Annotated in this window: 10 protein-coding genes and 1 pseudogene; 2 read left to right on the plus strand and 9 right to left on the minus strand. The window is 73.7% G+C overall.

Going from position 1 to position 17077, the window contains the following annotated elements; all coding sequences use genetic code 11:
- A pseudogene (locus ACFCY1_RS34590) lies at positions 1 to 102 on the plus strand (ATP-binding protein); the annotation flags it as partial.
- A gap of 82 nt (positions 103 to 184) precedes the next feature.
- On the opposite strand, the gene cimA reads toward ACFCY1_RS34590, so the two are convergent.
- The 3 genes from cimA to ACFCY1_RS34605 form a co-directional block, all read right to left on the minus strand.
- On the minus strand, positions 185 to 1789 hold the full coding sequence (cimA, locus tag ACFCY1_RS34595) for a citramalate synthase (protein WP_375877154.1): 1605 nt from the start codon (positions 1787 to 1789) through the stop codon (positions 185 to 187).
- Positions 1790 to 2144: 355 nt separating this feature from the next.
- Positions 2145 to 3257: a branched-chain amino acid aminotransferase gene (locus ACFCY1_RS34600; protein WP_049656394.1), complete on the minus strand. Its 1113-nt coding sequence runs from the start codon at positions 3255 to 3257 to the stop codon at positions 2145 to 2147.
- A gap of 198 nt (positions 3258 to 3455) precedes the next feature.
- On the minus strand, positions 3456 to 4493 hold the full coding sequence (locus tag ACFCY1_RS34605; RefSeq protein WP_375877155.1) for a 3-isopropylmalate dehydrogenase: 1038 nt from the start codon (positions 4491 to 4493) through the stop codon (positions 3456 to 3458).
- A 362-nt stretch (positions 4494 to 4855) separates the two neighbouring features.
- Between ACFCY1_RS34605 and ACFCY1_RS34610 the strand changes: the two genes are divergently transcribed.
- On the plus strand, positions 4856 to 7369 hold the full coding sequence (locus ACFCY1_RS34610; RefSeq protein WP_375877156.1) for a YfhO family protein: 2514 nt from the start codon (positions 4856 to 4858) through the stop codon (positions 7367 to 7369).
- A gap of 48 nt (positions 7370 to 7417) precedes the next feature.
- On the opposite strand, the gene ACFCY1_RS34615 is transcribed toward ACFCY1_RS34610, so the two are convergent.
- The 6 genes from ACFCY1_RS34615 to ACFCY1_RS34640 form a co-directional block, all read right to left on the minus strand.
- Positions 7418 to 10771: a S8 family serine peptidase gene (locus ACFCY1_RS34615; protein ID WP_375877157.1), complete on the minus strand. Its 3354-nt coding sequence runs from the start codon at positions 10769 to 10771 to the stop codon at positions 7418 to 7420.
- Between the two features lie 239 nt (positions 10772 to 11010).
- The gene (locus ACFCY1_RS34620) at positions 11011 to 11172 is read right to left on the minus strand and encodes a hypothetical protein (RefSeq protein WP_181970683.1); all 162 of its coding nucleotides are present in this window, start codon (positions 11170 to 11172) and stop codon (positions 11011 to 11013) included.
- Between the two features lie 295 nt (positions 11173 to 11467).
- On the minus strand, positions 11468 to 13054 hold the full coding sequence (gene serA / locus ACFCY1_RS34625; protein ID WP_375877168.1) for a phosphoglycerate dehydrogenase: 1587 nt from the start codon (positions 13052 to 13054) through the stop codon (positions 11468 to 11470).
- A 243-nt stretch (positions 13055 to 13297) separates the two neighbouring features.
- Positions 13298 to 14296 carry a ketol-acid reductoisomerase gene (ilvC, locus tag ACFCY1_RS34630; protein WP_049657948.1) on the minus strand — a complete coding sequence of 333 codons (999 nt, stop codon included), beginning with the start codon at positions 14294 to 14296 and terminating at the stop codon, positions 13298 to 13300.
- A gap of 110 nt (positions 14297 to 14406) precedes the next feature.
- Entirely contained in the window at positions 14407 to 14931 is a 525-nt protein-coding gene (gene ilvN / locus ACFCY1_RS34635) for an acetolactate synthase small subunit (protein WP_049657946.1), read from the minus strand.
- Between the two features lie 32 nt (positions 14932 to 14963).
- A complete protein-coding gene (locus ACFCY1_RS34640) occupies positions 14964 to 16817 on the minus strand; it encodes an acetolactate synthase large subunit (protein ID WP_049657944.1) in 1854 nt (617 codons plus the stop codon).
- Positions 16818 to 17077: the final 260 nt, after the last annotated feature.

Raw genomic sequence — 17077 nt, forward strand, 5'->3', positions numbered from 1 at the left:
GCCGACACCCCCGTCATCACCCTCGACGCCCGCCGCCGCGACAGCGCCAAGAGCGCCCTCATCACCCTCGTCGAACACGCCCTGCTCGCCCGGCTTCGGTGATCGCGCACGACCGTGGCCCGCGGGACTTCGTGCGAAGTCCCGCGGGCCACAGGCATGTCGGGCACCGGCCGGCCCGGGCCGGCTACTCGGTCGGCTCCAGGCCGGCCCGGATCAGGCCGTAGGTGTACGCGTCCTCCAGCGCCAGCCAGGAGGCGGCGACCACGTTGTCGGCCACGCCCACCGTCGACCAGGTGACGGAGCCGTCGGTGGACTCGATCAGCACCCGGGTCTTGGAACCGGTGCCGTGCTGGCCCTCCAGGATGCGGACCTTGTAGTCCACCAGCTCGAAGGTGGCCAGCGGCGGGTAGATGCCCTCCAGGGCCGCGCGCAGCGCCTGGTCCAGCGCGTTGACCGGGCCGTTGCCCTCGCCGGTGGCGATCCGGCGCTCGCCCTTGGCCCACAGCTTGACGGTGGCCTCGTTGCCCGTGAAGCCCTTCGGGCCCTGCTCGCTGATGGTCCGCCAGGACTCCAGGGTGTAGAAGCGGTCCCGGCTGCCGCGCGCCTCGTCGCGCAGCAGCAGCTCGAAGGAGGCGTCGGCGGACTCGTAGGTGTAGCCGAGGTTCTCCTGCTCCTTCACCTTGGCCACCACCCGGCCGGCCAGGTCCCGGTCGCTGGAGAGGTCGTAGCCGAGCTCCTTGCCCTTGAGCTCGACGGAGGCCCGCCCGGCCATGTCGGAGACCAGCATCCGCATGGTGTTGCCGACCCGCTCGGGGTCGATGTGCTGGTACAGGTCCGGGTCGACCTTGATCGCGGAGGCGTGCAGGCCCGCCTTGTGGGCGAACGCCGAGAAGCCCACGTACGGCTGGTGGGTGGAGGGGGTCAGGTTGACCAGCTCGGCGATCGCGTGCGAGATCCGGGTCATCTCGGCCAGCCGGCCCGCGGGCAGCACCCGGCGGTCGTACTTGATCTCCAGCGCGCCGACCACCGGGAACAGGTTGGCGTTGCCGACCCGCTCGCCGTAGCCGTTGGCGGTGCACTGCACGTGGGTCGCGCCGGCGTCCACCGCGGCCAGGGTGTTGGCCACCGCGCAGCCGGTGTCGTCCTGGGCGTGGATGCCGAGCCGGGCCCCCGTCCTGGCCAGCACGTCGGCGACGATCTCCCGGACGCCGCCCGGCAGCATCCCGCCGTTGGTGTCGCAGAGCACCACCACGTCCGCGCCGGCCTCGTGCGCGGTGCGGACCACCGACACGGCGTACTCGGGGTTCGCCCGGTAGCCGTCGAAGAAGTGCTCGCAGTCGATGAACACCCGCCGACCCTGCGAGTGCAGGAACTCGACGCTGTCCCGGACCATCTCCAGGTTCTCGTCCAGGGTGGTGCGCAGCGCGAGCTCCACGTGCCGGTCGTGCGCCTTGGCCACCAGGGTGATCACCGGGGCGCCGGAGGTGACCAGCGCGGCCAGCTGCGGGTCCTCGGACGCCTTGCCGCCGGCCCGGCGGGTGGCGCCGAAGGCGACCAGCCGGGCGTGCTCCAGCTCCAGCTCGACGGCGGCCCGGGCGAAGAACTCGGTGTCGCGCGGGTTCGCCCCGGGCCAGCCGCCCTCGATGAAACCGACCCCGAACTCGTCCAGGTGCCTGGCGATGGCCAGCTTGTCCGCCACCGTCAGGTTGATGCCCTCGCGCTGCGCTCCGTCGCGCAGCGTGGTGTCGAACACGTGGAAACTGTCGTCGGTACGGGTGACCTCGGTCATGACCCCTGGTTCTCCGTTTCGGGGAGGTTGGGTACTGCTCTGCCGGACGTTCTCGTCCCGGCTCCACTGTCCATGGTCCCGCGCGCGGTCCCGGTGTCCCCGGGCCCCTTGTGGGGGCCGTCGGCCGGTCCGGGAGAAACAAAAAGACCCCTCGCGGGTGCGAGAGGTCTGCGCGCGGGTCTGGACGCTAGTGGTCGCTCCGCATCGGGTCCAGCGGAAGCGGTCACTGCGGACCGGCGCGCCTGCTGCTAATAATCAGCGAAAGCGAGGACACGCTGGCAGTCTGGCACAGCTTCCGCGATCCGGCCCGCCCGTCTCGGGATGCGAAACGGGGCAGGCCGGCCGGGGTGCGGGATCAGACGATCCGGTGCAGCCAGTGGTGGGTGTCCGGGGTCTGGCCGCCCTGGATGGACAGCAGCGCCTTGCGGAGCTCCATGGTGACCGGGCCGGGCTCGCCGGCGCCGACGGTCCAGTCGGCGGCGGCGGACTTCACCGAGCCGACCGGGGTGATGACGGCGGCGGTGCCGCAGGCGAAGACCTCGGTGAGGGTGCCGTCGGCGTTGGCCTGCTGCCACTCGTCGGTGGAGATCCGGCGCTCCTCGACGGCGTAGCCGAGGTCCGAGGCCAGCTGGAGCAGCGAGTCGCGGGTGATGCCGGGCAGCAGGGCGCCGGACAGCTCCGGGGTGACGATCCTGGCGTCCTTGCCCTCGCCGAAGACGAAGTACAGGTTCATGCCGCCCATCTCCTCGACCCACCGGTGCTCGGCGGCGTCGAGCCAGACCACCTGGTCGCAGCCCTTCTCGGCGGCCTGGGCCTGGGCGACCAGCGAGGCCGCGTAGTTGCCCGCGCACTTGGCGGCGCCGGTGCCGCCGGGGGCGGCCCGGACGTACTCCTTGGACAGCCAGACCGAGACCGGCTTGATGCCGCCCTGGAAGTAGGCGCCGGCCGGCGAGGCGATGATCATGAAGAGGTAGGAGTTGGCCGGGCGGACGCCCAGGCCGACCTCGGTGGCGAACATGAACGGGCGCAGGTAGAGGCTCTGCTCCGGCTCGTTCGGCACCCAGTCCCGCTCCTGGCGGACCAGCAGCTCGACGGCCTCGACGAAGGCCTCCACCGGCAGCTCCGGCATCGCCAGGCGGCGGGCCGAGGCCTGGAAGCGGGCGGCGTTGGCCTCCGGGCGGAAGGTGGCGATGGAGCCGTCGGCCTGGCGGTAGGCCTTCAGGCCCTCGAAGATCGCCTGGCCGTAGTGGAGGGTCATGTTCGCCGGGTCGATCTCCAGCGGCGCGTACGGCACCAGCTGGGCGTCGTGCCAGCCCACGCCCTCGGTCCAGCGGATGGTGACCATGTGGTCGGTGAAGACCCGGCCGAACCCGGGGTTGGCCAGCCGGGCCTCGCGCTCCGCTGCGGGCAGCGGGTGGGCGGAGGGCTTGAGGTCGAACGTGATGGGCGCCTGGGTGGCCGTGCTCATGGCTGATTCCTTCACCGTGGGGTTGGTCCGGGCCGCCACCGCCGCAGATACGTTTCGGCAAACTACACCGGAATGGACGCACAACGGCACGGCCCACTGTCGATACTCGCATCCAGAGGGCCGTGCCGAACAGCTGCAAGCTGCGGTGATGTGCGGTCCGGCCCCGTCAGCCGGAACCGTGTGTTCGGATCCGGCCGGTCAGCCGGCTACTCGGGCGACGAGCGCGTCGCCGACCTGGGAGGTGCCGCGGGCGCCCGAGCGCTCGGCCAGGTCCGCCGCGACGGCGGCCTCGACCGTGGCGGCCTCGGCGGCGAAGCCGAGGTGCTCCAGCAGCATCGCGACCGACAGCACGGTGGCGGTCGGGTCGGCCTTGCCCTGGCCGGCGATGTCCGGCGCCGAGCCGTGCACCGGCTCGAACATGGACGGGAACTCGCCGCTCGGGTTGATGTTGCCGCTCGCGGCCAGGCCGATCCCGCCCGTGACGGCGGCGGCCAGGTCGGTCAGGATGTCGCCGAACAGGTTGTCGGTGACGATGACGTCGAACCGCTCCGGCTGGGTGACGAAGAAGATGGTCGCCGCGTCGACGTGCAGGTAGTCGGTGGTGACCTCGGGGAACTCCCGGCCGACCTCGGCGAAGATCCGCGTCCACAGGTGCCCGGCGTGCACCAGCACGTTGTTCTTGTGCACCAGGGTGAGCTTCTTGCGCGGCCGCGCCTGCGCCCGGCGGTAGGCGTCGCGCACCACGCGCTCGATGCCGTACGCGGTGTTCAGGCTGACCTCGGTGGCCACCTCCTGCGGCGTCCCGGTGCGCAGCGTGCCGCCGTTGCCGACGTACGGGCCCTCGGTGCCCTCGCGGACGACCACGAAGTCGATCTCCGGCTGGCCGGCCAACGGGGACGACACCCCGGGGAAGAGCCGGCCCGGGCGCAGGTTGATGTGGTGGTCGAAGGCGAACCGCAGCTTGAGCAGCAGCCCCCGCTCCAGCACGCCCGACGGCACGCTCGGGTCGCCGATGGCGCCCAGCAGGATCGCGTCGTGCGACTTCAGCTCGGCCAGGACGTCGTCCGGCAGCGTCTCCCCGGTCCGGTGGTAGCGCCGGGCCCCGAGGTCGTACTCGGTGGTCTCCAGCTTCACGTCGGCGGGAAGCGCGGCACCCAGGACCTTGAGGCCTTCGGCCACCACTTCCTGGCCGATGCCGTCACCGGGGACTACTGCGAGACGAATGGTGCGAGACATGCTCGGACCCTACTCCGCCGTCCCAGGTACTGACACCTGCCGTCCACGATGCGGACGGTCAAGTCGGTCCCCACCAGGGGCAGCCGCCCGGCGGAGCCGTTTGGGACGCCACTCCTTCGAGGGAGCGCGTGCGACGCGGGGGGCGCCCGGGGCGTGCTTAGGGCGTGTCTGACCATTGGCGTCGGATCAGGGCGCGGCGTTGGGGTGCGTGCATCGCAAGGCGGAGGAGGGAGTCCATGCGGAGCATCGGCGACCGACGACAACGCGGCGAGGTGCGTGCCCCGGCGTCGCGCACCCGGCGGGAATTGTCAGACACGCCCTAGGGTGGCGGGGTCCGGCGAGGCGTGTGGAACGGGGTGCGGATGGGCGAGCGGCGGCGGGAGGTGCTGGTCTGCGCGGGTGCGGCGGGGCTGGCGATGGGCGGGTACGGGCTGGCGGCGGCGGTGCGCGGGCGGTGGCCGGCCGGGGCGGAGGCGGTCGCCGTGCCGTACCACGCCCACCTGTGGGACCTGCTGCACGGGCAGGCCGCCGGGGACCTGCTGTTCAACTGGAACAGCGGCTACGGGGCCCCGTTCCTGGCGGACTTCTTCGCCTACCTGATGAACCCCTTCTCCTGGCCCACCGCGCTCCTCCCCCGCGACCAGGGCCGGCTCGCCGTCCTCCTGGTCACCCTGGCCACCATCGGCCTGGGCACCGCCCTGATGGCCCGGCTGCTCGGCCGGCTGCACCCCGGCCCCCGGTGGCTGCGGGTGTTCGCCGCCGTCGGGTACGGGCTGTGCGCCTGGGTGCTGGACGTCGGCGGGGCCGCCCCGATGTGGCTCTGGGGCCTGGTCTCGCTGCCCCTGCTCGGCCTGGCCGCCGACTGGTGCCTGCGCGAACGGCACTGGGTGGGCGGCGCGCTGTGCGTCGCGCTCGCCTGGACGGGCAACCTGTACACCGCCGCGCTGGCCACCCTGGCGGCCGGACTGCTGTTCGCCGTCCGGCTGTTCGCCGCCCCGCTCCCGTTGCGCCACCGGGTCCGGGCCACCGGCCGGGCCGTCACCACGGCCATCGCCGGGGTGCTGCTCGCCTCCCCCGTGCTGTTCGTCGCGGTGCTGGCCACCGGCCGGGCCCAGCCGGAGTCCCCGGTCGAGCCGCTGGGCCCGTCCGGTGTCGCCGCCCACCTCTCCCGGCTGCTGCCCGCGGCCCACGGCGGGCAGCAGCTGCCGGACGTGGCGATCGGCGTCTTCGGGCTGCTGGTGGTGTGCGGGCTGCCGTTCAACCGGCGGGTGCGGGCTCGGGAGCGCGCCCTGTGGTGCGCGGCGCTGGTGCTGGTGGCGGTCGGCTTCCTCTGGACCCCGACGGTGCTGGTCTGGCACGGCCTGGCGATCCCGGCCGGCGGGCCGTACCGGGTGGCCTTCGTGCTCAGCGGGCTGCTGGTGCTGGCGGGCTGGGTCTCGCTGGCGCACCGCCCGGACCGGCTCACCGTGCTGGGCGGCGCCGCCGTGGTGGCGGTGATCGCCGGCCTGGCGGCGGGCCGGCCCGCGGTGCGCCCGGCCACCTGGGTGCTGCTGGCCGTCGGCGGCGCCGTCCTGTCGGCCGCGCTGTGGCTGCTGGACCGCCGGCACTCCGACCGGCGGGCGACCGCCCTCGCCACCTGGGTGATCGGCGGGGCGGTGCTGGGCAACGCCGTCTGGTCCGGGTACGCGGCGCTCGGCGCGGTCCCTTCCTCCGGGGTCTCCCCGGCGGCCGTCCGGGCCGGGCACGCGGCCGTCCGGGCGGGCGCCGACTGGCCGCGCGGCCGCAGCGACCCCGGCCCGCACGCCTTCACCCCCAACGACCCGCTGCTGCTGAACGGCCAGGGCGGCGGCTACTTCAGCAGCTACCTGCCGACCGTCACCGCCCTGCTGCTGCACGACCTCGGCGCGGGCTGGACGGCCGGCGGACGGCAGACCGCGAGCGTCACCGACCCGGTCGGGCAGGCGCTGTTCGGCGTCCGCACCCACCTCGACGACGCCCCGCCGCCCGGCTTCACCCCGGTGCGGGCCGCCGCGCCGCCGCTGGTCACCGTGCTGCCGCCGGGCTCCCGGACGGAGACCTCCTCGGTCTGGTCCCGGCAGGAGTCGCTGCTCGGCAGCCAGGTGTACGACGCCCCGCTGCCCGTCCCGGCGGGCGGGCCGGCGCCGGCCCTGCACGGCACCAGCGGCTGGTCGGTGCCGGCCGGCGGGGAGGGCACGGTGTTCACGGCCGCCTGCACGCCGGGCGGGACGGCCTACTTCCACGGGGTCTGGTACCGGGGCGCGGTCAGCGGCCTGGGCACCGACTACCGCAGCGACGGCGAGCAGCCCACCACCGCCGTGCCGATCCACCGGCTGGGGACCGTCCCGGCGGACGGGGTGGTCCGGGTGACGCTGCGGTCGGACGTGGTGAGCCAGGTGCCCGCCCGCCCGATCGGCTGTCTGCGGGCCGGTGCGCTGGAGGCCGCCGTCGCCCGGCTCACCGCGACCGGCGCCACCCGGGTCGAGGCCGGCGGGCACACCCTCACCGCGACCCTCCCGGCGGGTTCCACCGGCACCGCGCTGCTCTCCGTGCCGGCCGCCGAGGGCTGGACCTGCGCGGTGGACGGCGGCCGACGTCTCACCCCCGTCCCGGTGCTCGGCATGATCGGCGTCCCGCTGGGCGACGGCGCCTCCCGCGTCGCCTGCGCCTTCCGCCCGCCCGGCCTCACCGAGGGGCTCATCGTCACCTCCGCCACCGCCGCCGCCCTCGCCCTGGTGGCGGTCTTCGCCCGGCTCTCCCGGCGCCCCACCCGCGTCCCGCGCCGTGACCGCCGCCGGGCGGCCCTGGGCGCCGACGCACAAGCCGGCACGGAAACCGGCCCACAAGCCGGCACATGACGGGGCGGCCCGCCGGAGTCCCGGTGGGCCGCCCCTTCCGCCCGACGGTCAGGGCAGGTCGAGCACCTGGGCCCGCCGCTCGGCCGGGTTGCGGTGGTACAGCAGCAGGAGCCGCGAGGTGTCGCCCGCCGCCCGCCGTACGGCGAGGACGGCGCCCGGGCCCGCCGGGGCCAGTACGGCGGCCGGCCCGGTGAGGCCGGCCCGCGCGGTGAGCGCCGGCCGCAGGACGTCCAGCGGGACGGACGGGCTGGTGCCGCTCAGCCCGATGGTGGAGAGCGCCTCGGCCACGTCCGGCGTCCCGCCCCCGGCGTAGCCGGTCCAGACGCCGTAGCGGACGGCGCTGTGCCCGGGCGCGACGCCGGGCAGGGCGCTCAGCCGGACGGGCAGCACCAGGACGTCGCTGTCCAGCAGCCCGGTGTCGGTGTCGCCCCAGTGGGCGTTGAGCGGCTGGACGTCCAGTTCGGCCCCGGTGCGGGCGTCCAGGGCGCGGGAGACCAGGACGTCGCTACCGCGCAGCCGGTCGGCCTTGAGGATGACGTCGGTGCTGCCGTCCCCGTCGGTGTCCAGCGCCACCCGCACCCCGTACAGCCCCACCGGGGTGGCCGCGGGCGCCCACAACTGCGCGCCCACGTACAGCAGTTCGGAGTCGACGGCGGCGCCGGCCGCGCGCAGGCCGGCGGCCCGCTCGCCGGGGTGCTCGACGCAGACCTCCTCCGCCGGGTCCGGCTCCTTCCCGGTGTCCTTCGGCCGCAGGCCCGCGCCGGGCGCGACCGTCGTGCCGCTGCCGCCAGGCGGGCAGTCGGGCCAGCGCTCACCCTCGCCGCCGAGGGCGAAGGCGCTGACCAGCCCGGGCTGTTCGCCGGGGGCGGCGCGGCCGCCGAGGGTGACCAGGGTGCCGTCCCGGGCGGTGCGGACGGTGGCCGCCGCCGTGAGGTCGCCGGTCGGGCGCGGGGCGGCCAGCACCGGGATCCGCAGCTGCGGGAGCGCGTCGCCACCGACCGGGGTGAGCAGCACCCGGCCGGAGAGCTCGCCCCGGTAGCTGCGGGCCCGGCCGCCCTGCACGGTGTCGATGGTCGGGTCGGGCGCGCGCCCCAGCTCCCCCGGCACGGCCAGGGTGACCCGCACCCGCGCGGTGCCGCCCGCCGGGACGTCCACCCGGGCCGGTGCCACCTGGTAGGAGGCGCCCGGCAGCAGGGTGGCGGCCGCGTACGAGGTGCGGTACGCCAGTGGCGCGTTCGAGGTGTTGCGCACCTCGATCTCCCGGGTCACCGCCGTCGGCCCGCCGACCTCGACCGGCCCGAAGGAGACCCCGACCCCGCCCTCCACGGCGCCCTCCCCCGCCGCGTAGGCGACGGCGGGCGTGCGGACCGCCCGGTCCACCCGGACCCTCCCGGCCCCGGTGCGCTCGGGCCCGTAGACCGGCCCGCTGTGCTCGTCGCCGAGGAAGGTGTCCTCGGTGGTGTTCATCAGCGCGGCCTTGACCTGCTCGACCGGCCAGTCCGGGTGCGCGGCGCGGACCAGTGCGGCGAGCCCGGCCACGTGCGGGGCGGCCATCGAGGTGCCGCTCTCGCGCTGGCCGCCGGTACCGCTGCCGACCAGGCTGGACCAGATGCCCTCGCCGGGGGCCGCCAGGTCGGGCTTGACCACGCCCGGCACGCCGATGCCGCGCGAGCTGAAGTCGGTCATGGTGTCGATCCGGGCCGGCTGGTCCTGGGCGACGGAGCCGTGCAGCGGGTTGCCGGGCGCGGCGAGCCGGACCGTCACCGGCCCGGCGGCCGCGGCCTGCCGCAGCCGCTCGCCGTCGGCGCGCCCCAGCAGTACGGCCGGGATCCGGTCGTCGCCGGAGATCTCGGCGAGGTGGTCGGAGTCGGCGGCGTACAGCGCGCCGATCGCGCCCGCGTCGGCGGCGTGGTCGGCGCGCGGGCCGGAGTTGCAGGCCCGGTCGGCTTCCCGGGTGTGCCAGGCGAGCAGCGCGATCCGCCCCTTCAGCCGCTGCCGGTCGGCCTCGCCGAACTCGGCGCAGCCGTCCGACTGGTCGGCGGGCAGGGCGAGTTCGCCGCTGACGTCGGCGGTGGACCAGCCCTGGTAGCGCTCGCTCCAGTGCCCCGGGACGACCCCGGCCTGGGCGGCGGGGGCGAGCACGGTGACGCCGTCCACGTCGGCGTGGCCGTGCACCGAGGCGGCGACGGTGATCGCCCGGGCGGCGGTGCCGGGGCTGCCGCCGATGCCGTACACGTCGCCGTCGTTGCCCGCCGCCGCGATCACGACGGTGCCGAGCTCGGCGAGCCGGTCGGCGGCCAGGGCATCGGTGTCGTCGGTGCTGCCGAAGTGGCTGCCGAGCGAGAGGTTGACGACGTCCAGCCGGTCGCTCAGGTCGCCGTCGCCGTTCGGGTCGGCGGCCAGGTCGAGCGCCTCGGTGACCCGGTCGGTGGAGCCGTCGCAGCCGAACACCCGGATCGCGTACAGCTGCGCGCCCGGGGCGGTGCCGGGGCCGATCCGGAAGCCGGCCGGGTCCAGCCCGGGCCCGTACGGACCGGTGTACGGGTGGCCGTCCGCGGTGACGCCGTACCCGGCCGCGGTGCCGGCCACGTGGGTGCCGTGCCCGTTGCGCACGCAGTCGATCGGGTTGTCGCCGGGGTGCGGCACCGGCTGGTAGTGCGGGGAGGCCGGGTCGGGGTCGTAGTCGTCGCCGACCAGGTCCTTGCCGCCGACCACCTTGGCGTTGGGGAACAGCGCGGGCGGCGCGGGCCTGCCGCGCTCGACCGAGCGGAACGCCTCCTCGGTGCCCGGGCCGCCGAAGTCGGCGTGGGTGTAGTCGATGCCGCTGTCGATGATCCCGATCCGGGTGCCCCGGCCGGTGCCGGCCGCCTGGTCGCCGGCCCAGACCTGCGGGGCGCCGGTCAGCGGGACGGAGTGGGCGTTGTCGCGCCGTTTGGCGACGATCGGGTGGACGGCCCGGACGCCCGGCAGCGCCCGCAGCGCGGGCAGCCGGTCGGCGGGCGCGCTGACCGCGAGGCCGGCGAGCACGGTGCGGGTGCGGTAGAGCTCGCGGGCGGCGGGTGCCGCCCGGTGGACGGCGCCGGCGAGCCGGTCGAGGGCGTCCCCGGCCCGGGCCCGCTGGGCGGCGCCGGCCCGCGCGGCCTCCCGGCGGACGGCCTCCGGGGGGCGCTGGGCGCGCCGGGCCCAGTCGGCGGCGCGCCGCCAGGCGGAGCCGGCCGCCTCGGTGGTGAGTTCGAGCAGGACGGAGGCCGTTCGGCCCGGCCCCGGCGGTCCGGCGGACGGCGGCCCCGCGGACGGTGGGCCGCCGGCCGCCGGGGTGGCGGCGAGGACGGCGCTTCCGGCCAGCAGGGCCAGGGTGAGGCCGATCCGGGCGGCGGGTCGGCGGACGGGTGGCAGACGCACTGGGCCCTCTCCCCCGGCAGGGGGACTGATCCGCACACCGTGTCGCTGACGCTCGCCCACGCGAACGTCGATCACCCCTCCGAGGGCCCCAAATTAGGATGATCGCGCCGACGGGGACGAGCAACTTCCCTCGGACGGACCGGGGTTGCACTCTACTGGGTGACATCCGGCGCACCCGTACGGCCCATTCGACGGATGAACGCCACCGCCGGGCGGCCCGGCCCGGAGGCGCCGGCCGCTCAGTGGTGGCCGGTCGCGCCGCCGTTGTCCCGGCGGTCCAGCGCACGCTGGAGGGCGGCGGCCGCGAAGGGGTTCCGCTCGACGGCCCGGCGGCGGCGCGGGGCGCGGACCGGGGCGGCGGCGGGGGCGGACGTGGCGTGACGGTCGGCGGTCGGCGACATACCGGGCTCCTTGGAAGCGGCGCTGCGGAGGGCGAGCGCGAAGAGGGGAAAGGGAGCGCGGGAGCAGGGATCGCCTGCTCGTGAAGGCGCACGCGTACACGGGCCGCGCGCCCTGGCTACAGGGGCGGCACACCGTACGGCCCTTCCACGGTACGACCACGCCCCGGCCGTGTCTGCACGAATACTTGGATTTCCTAGTATCTGAGACGGGTCTCACCCGGGAGAACGCAGCGGGGCCCGGACCACCGTCGAACGGTGGTCCGGGCCCTGCCGGGACGGCCCTGGGGCCGGAGGATCAGCCCAGGTCGACCGAGCGCGCGAAGCGGGCGCCGATCTCGGCGGCGATCGCCGAGAGCACCTCCTGCGGGATCTCGGTGTCCACGGTGATGGAGGCCAGCGCGCTGCCGCCGTCGCGGGCGACCTGCATGCCGGCGATGTTGATGCCCGCGTCGCCGAGGTGGCGGCCGAGCACGCCGACCACGCCGGGGCGGTCCTCGTACTTGAAGAAGGCCATGTGGTCGGTGAGCGCCACGTCCACGTCGAAGGCGTCCACGCCGACGATCTTCTGGGTCTGCTTGGGGCCGGCCAGCGTGCCGGAGATGGCGATCTCCTCGCCGTTCCCGAGCGTGCCGCGGACGGTGATCACGTTGCGGTGCTCGAGGCTCTCGCTGGAGGTGGTCAGACGGACCTCGACACCGCGCTCCTGGGCGAACAGCGGGGCGTTGACGTAGGACACCGTCTCCGCCACCACGTCCTCGAACACGCCCTTCAGCGCGGACAGTTCGAGCACCTTCACGTCGTGCTGGGTGATCTCGCCGCGGACCTCGACGTCGAGGCGGACGGCCACCTCGCCGGCCAGCGCGGTGAAGATCCGGCCGAGCTTCTCGGCCAGCGGCAGGCCCGGGCGGACGTCCTCGGCGATCACGCCGCCCTGGACGTTCACCGCGTCCGGCACCAGCTCGCCGGCCAGCGCGAGGCGCACCGAGCGGGCGACCGCGATGCCGGCCTTCTCCTGCGCCTCGTCGGTGGAGGCGCCCAGGTGCGGGGTGGCGACCACGTTGTCGAAGGCGAACAGCGGGGAGTCGGTGCACGGCTCCTTGGCGTACACGTCCAGGCCGGCGCCGGCCACCCGGCCCTCGCGCAGCGCGCTCGCCAGCGCCTCCTCGTCCACGATGCCACCGCGGGCGGCGTTCACGATGCGGACGGTCGGCTTGACCTTGTGCAGCGCCTCGTCGCCGATCAGGCCGATGGTCTCCGGGGTCTTGGGGAGGTGGACGGTGATGAAGTCCGACACCTCCAGCAGCTCCTCCAGCGTGACCAGCTTGACGCCCATCTGCGCGGCGCGGGCGGCCTGGATGTAGGGGTCGTACGCGACGATCTTCATGCCGAACGCGGACATCCGCTGGGCGACCAGGACGCCGATCCGGCCGAGGCCGACGACGCCGAGGGTCTTCTCGCTCAGCTCGACGCCGGTGTACTTGTTGCGCTTCCACTCGCCCTGCTTGAGCGCGGCGTTGGCCGGCGCGATGTTGCGGGCGACGGAGATCAGCAGGCCGCAGGCGAGCTCGGCGGCGGTGACGATGTTGGAGGTCGGCGCGTTGACGACCATCACGCCGGCCTTGGTGGCGGCGGCGACGTCCACGTTGTCCAGGCCGACGCCGGCCCGGGCGACCACCTTGAGCCTGCGGGCGGCGGCCAGCGCCTCGGCGTCGACCTTGGTGGCGGAGCGGATCAGGATCGCGTCGACGTCGGCGATCGCGGTGAGCAGCTCGGTGCGGTCGGCGCCGTTGCAGTGGCGGATCTCGAAGTCGGGGCCGAGGGCGTCGACGGTGGCGGGCGAGAGCTCTTCGGCGATCAGTACGACAGCGCTTTTGGAGGTCACAGTGCTCACGACAGTGGGTCCTTAACTGTCCGGTTCCCCCGGGCACGTAGGTGGCGTGGAGGGCGGGGGAAGGTGGCATGCCGCGTAGGTAGACGCACGACGCTGTGGGCCTGACGCGCACTCGGAGTGTATCGACGGGCTGGGTAGCGGGCTGCTCCCGTCCGGCGAAATCACCCGGACGAGAGCAGCCTACTTGTACAAGGACGTTACAAATTCGGGGCCGGGGAAACGGCCCGGAAGGGGTCAGGCGTTCTCGTTGACCCAGCTCATCAGCGAGCGCAGCTTCTTGCCGGTGGTCTCCAGCAGGTGGTCCTCGTCGGCCTTCTTGTACTCGTTGTACTTGGGCAGGCCCGCCTTGTACTCGGCGATCCAGGTGTTGGCGAAGGTGCCGTCCTGGATCTCGGCGAGGACCTGCTTCATCGCGGCCTTGGTGTCCGCGGTGATGATCCGCGGGCCGGTGACGTAGTCGCCCCACTCGGCGGTCTCGGAGACCGACCAGCGCATCTTCTCCAGGCCGCCCTCGTACATCAGGTCGACGATGAGCTTCAGCTCGTGCAGGCACTCGAAGTAGGCGATCTCCGGCTGGTAGCCGGCCTCGACCAGGGTCTCGAACCCGGCCTTCACCAGGGCGGCGGTGCCACCGCAGAGGACGGCCTGCTCACCGAACAGGTCGGTCTCGGTCTCCTCGGTGAAGGTGGTCTTGATGACGCCGGCCTTGGTGGCGCCCAGGCCCTTGGCGTAGGACAGCGCCAGCTCGAAGGCCTTGCCCGAGGCGTCCTGCTCGACCGCGACGATCGCGGGGACGCCGCGGCCCTCCTCGTACTGGCGGCGGACCAGGTGGCCCGGGCCCTTCGGGGCGACCATGCAGACGTCGACGTCCGCCGGGGGCTTGATGAAGCCGAAGCGGATGTTCAGGCCGTGGCCGAAGAACAGGGCGTCGCCGGCCTTCAGGTGCGGGGCGATGTCGGCCTCGTAGACGTCGGCCTGGATCGGGTCCGGGACCAGGATCATGATGACGTCGGCCTCGGCCGCGGCCTCGGCCGGGGTGACGACGCGCAGGCCGGCCTCCTCCGCCTTGGCACGGGACTTGGACTCCGGCTTCAGGCCGACCCGGACGTCGGCGCCGGAGTCGCGCAGCGACAGCGCGTGGGCGTGGCCCTGGCTGCCGTAGCCGATGACCGCGACCTTGCGGCCCTGGATGATGGACAGGTCGGCGTCGTCTTCGTAGAACAGCTCGGCCACGGGGGCACATCTCCTTGCGTGATGGGGTCCGGGTACGCGGTGTTCACCGTATGCGCACGCGGTGTGGTGTGGGTCTTTGCTTCAGGGATTGAGACGCGGAGGCGCGCTGTTCACGCGCTGCGGTCCAGGGCGCGCAGCGAGCGGTCCGTGATGGAGCGCGCGCCGCGGCCGATGGCGACCAGGCCGGACTGGACCAACTCCTTGATGCCGTAAGGCTCCAGCATCCGGAGCATGGCCTCCAGCTTGTCCGAGCTGCCGGTGGCCTCGATGGTCACCGCTTCCGGCGACACGTCGACGGTCTTGGCACGGAACAGCTGGACGATCTCGACGATCTGCGACCGGGTCTCGTTGTCGGCGCGGACCTTCACCAGGACCAGTTCCCGCTGGATCGCAGCGGACTGGTCGAGTTCGACGATCTTTATCACGTTCACGAGCTTGTTGAGCTGCTTGGTGACCTGTTCCAGCGGGAGGTCCTCGACGTTGACCACGATCGTCATCCGGGACACGTCCGGATGCTCGGTCGAGCCGACGGCGAGGGAGTCGATGTTGAAACCCCGACGGGAGAACAGGGCGGCGATGCGGGCGAGCACGCCGGGCTTGTTCTCGACCAGGACGGAGAGGGTGTGCTTGGACATGGGATTCCTCAGTCGTTCTGGAGAGGGGGACATCAGTCGAGGTCGTCGCCGAAGTCGGGGCGCACGCCCTTGGCGAACTGGATCTCGTCGTTGCTGGTGCCGGCCGCGACCATCGGCCAGACCATGGCGTCCTGGTGGACGATGAAGTCGATGACGACCGGGCGGTCGTTGATCTCCATCGCCTGCCGGATGACCGCGTCGAGGTCCTCGGGGCGCTCGCAGCGCAGGCCCACGCAGCCCATCGCCTCGGACAGCTTGACGAAGTCGGGGATCCGGGTGCCCTGGGCCGGCGGCTCGATGCCGTCGTGGCCGGGGCCGGAGTGCAGCACGGTGTTGGAGTAGCGCTGGTTGTAGAACAGCGTCTGCCACTGCCGGACCATGCCCAGCGAGCCGTTGTTGATGACCGCGACCTTGATCGGGATGTCGTTCAGGGCGCAGGTGACCAGTTCCTGGTTGGTCATCTGGAAGCAGCCGTCGCCGTCGATCGCCCAGACCGCGCTCTCCGGGCGGCCGGCCTTGGCGCCCATCGCCGCGGGGACGGCGTAGCCCATCGTCCCGGCGCCGCCCGAGTTGAGCCAGGTGCCCGGCTTCTCGAACCGGATGAACTGCGAGCTCCACATCTGGTGCTGGCCCACGCCCGCGGCGTAGATCGCCTCGGGGCCGACCAGCGTCCCGATCCGCTCGATGACCTGCTGCGGCGAGAGCCGCCCCTCCGGGGCCGGCTCGTAGCCGAGCGGGTAGGTCTTCTTCCACTCGTCGAGCCGCTCCCACCACTCGGTGTAGTCGCCCTTGTGGCCGGCGTCGAACTCGGCCTGGACGGCGACGATCAGGTCGGCGAGCACCTCGCGGGCGTCGCCGACGATCGGCACGTCCGCCGGGCGGTTCTTGCCGATCTCGGCCGGGTCGATGTCGGCGTGGACGACCTTGGCGTTGGGGGCGAAGCCGTCCAGCTTGCCGGTGACGCGGTCGTCGAAGCGGGCGCCGAGGGTGAACAGCAGGTCGGACTTCTGGAGCGCGGTGACGGCGGGGACGGAGCCGTGCATGCCGGGCATGCCCAGGTGCTGCGGGTGGCTGTCCGGGAACGCGCCGAGCGCCATCAGGGTGGTGACCACCGGGGCGCCGGTCAGCTCGGCGAGGATCCGCAGCTCGGCGGTGGCACGCGCCTTGAGCACGCCGCCGCCGACGTACAGCACCGGCCGCTTGGCGCCGACCAGCATCTTCGCGGCCTCGCGGATCTGCTTGGCGTGCGGCTTGGTCACCGGGCGGTAGCCGGGCAGCGCGGTCTCGACCGGCCAGCGGAAGGTGGTGGTCGCCTGGAGCGCGTCCTTGGCGATGTCGACCAGGACCGGGCCGGGGCGGCCGGTGGCGGCGATGTGGAAGGCCTCGGCGATCACCCGGGGGATCTCGGCCGGGTCGGTGACCAGGTAGTTGTGCTTGGTGATCGGCATCGTGATGCCGCAGATGTCCGCCTCCTGGAAGGCGTCGGTGCCGATCGCCTTGGAGGAGACCTGGCCGGTGATCGCGACGACGGGCACCGAGTCCATGTAGGCGTCGGCGATCGGGGTGACCAGGTTGGTCGCACCCGGACCGGAGGTCGCCATGCAGACCCCGACCCGGCCGGTGGCCTGGGCGTAGCCGGTGGCGGCGTGGCCGGCGCCCTGCTCGTGCCGGACCAGGATGTGGCGCACCTTGACGGAGTCCATCAGGGGGTCGTACGCGGGAAGGATGGCGCCGCCCGGGATGCCGAAGACGGTGTCCGCGCCCACGGCCTCGAGGGAGCGGATGAGCGACTGGGCGCCGGTCATGGTCTCGACGACGTGCTGGGGAGCGGGAGCGTTGGCGGCCGGGTTGTCCCCGCGGCGGGGGGATGCGGCGTGCTCGGTCATCTGCCTGTCTCTTCTCGGGTTTTGCCGACCCGGTGCTGCGGGCCCCGTGCTGCGAGGGTGGGGTCCCGGTCCGGGTCGAGCGCCGGCTCTGCCTCGATCGTCCCGCTCGGTCCGACGGATCGGACGGGCTCGGGCGGTCGAGGCCAGGGGTCTTGCGGAGGTGGAACAGCGTCAGTGCAACAAAAAACCCCTCGTGCCCAAGGGCATGCGAGGGGTGGCGCGTCGGTCTGTCACGAGCAGGGCGTACGAGCCCACTCAGC

Origin of the sequence: Kitasatospora sp. NPDC056273, from assembly GCF_042268845.1 — a bacterium.
Lineage (GTDB): Bacteria > Actinomycetota > Actinomycetes > Streptomycetales > Streptomycetaceae > Kitasatospora.

Bases quoted from the DNA above. Each gene is read 5' to 3' on its own strand.
- cimA (WP_375877154.1), bottom strand. From the start codon at position 1,789: ATGACCGAGGTCACCCGTACCGACGACAGTTTCCACGTGTTCGACACC.
- ACFCY1_RS34600 (WP_049656394.1), bottom strand. From the start codon at position 3,257: ATGAGCACGGCCACCCAGGCGCCCATCACGTTCGACCTCAAGCCCTCC.
- ACFCY1_RS34605 (WP_375877155.1), bottom strand. From the start codon at position 4,493: ATGTCTCGCACCATTCGTCTCGCAGTAGTCCCCGGTGACGGCATCGGC.
- ACFCY1_RS34610 (WP_375877156.1), top strand. From the start codon at position 4,856: ATGGGCGAGCGGCGGCGGGAGGTGCTGGTCTGCGCGGGTGCGGCGGGG.
- ACFCY1_RS34620 (WP_181970683.1), bottom strand. From the start codon at position 11,172: ATGTCGCCGACCGCCGACCGTCACGCCACGTCCGCCCCCGCCGCCGCC.
- ilvN (WP_049657946.1), bottom strand. From the start codon at position 14,931: ATGTCCAAGCACACCCTCTCCGTCCTGGTCGAGAACAAGCCCGGCGTG.
- ACFCY1_RS34640 (WP_049657944.1), bottom strand. From the start codon at position 16,817: ATGACCGAGCACGCCGCATCCCCCCGCCGCGGGGACAACCCGGCCGCC.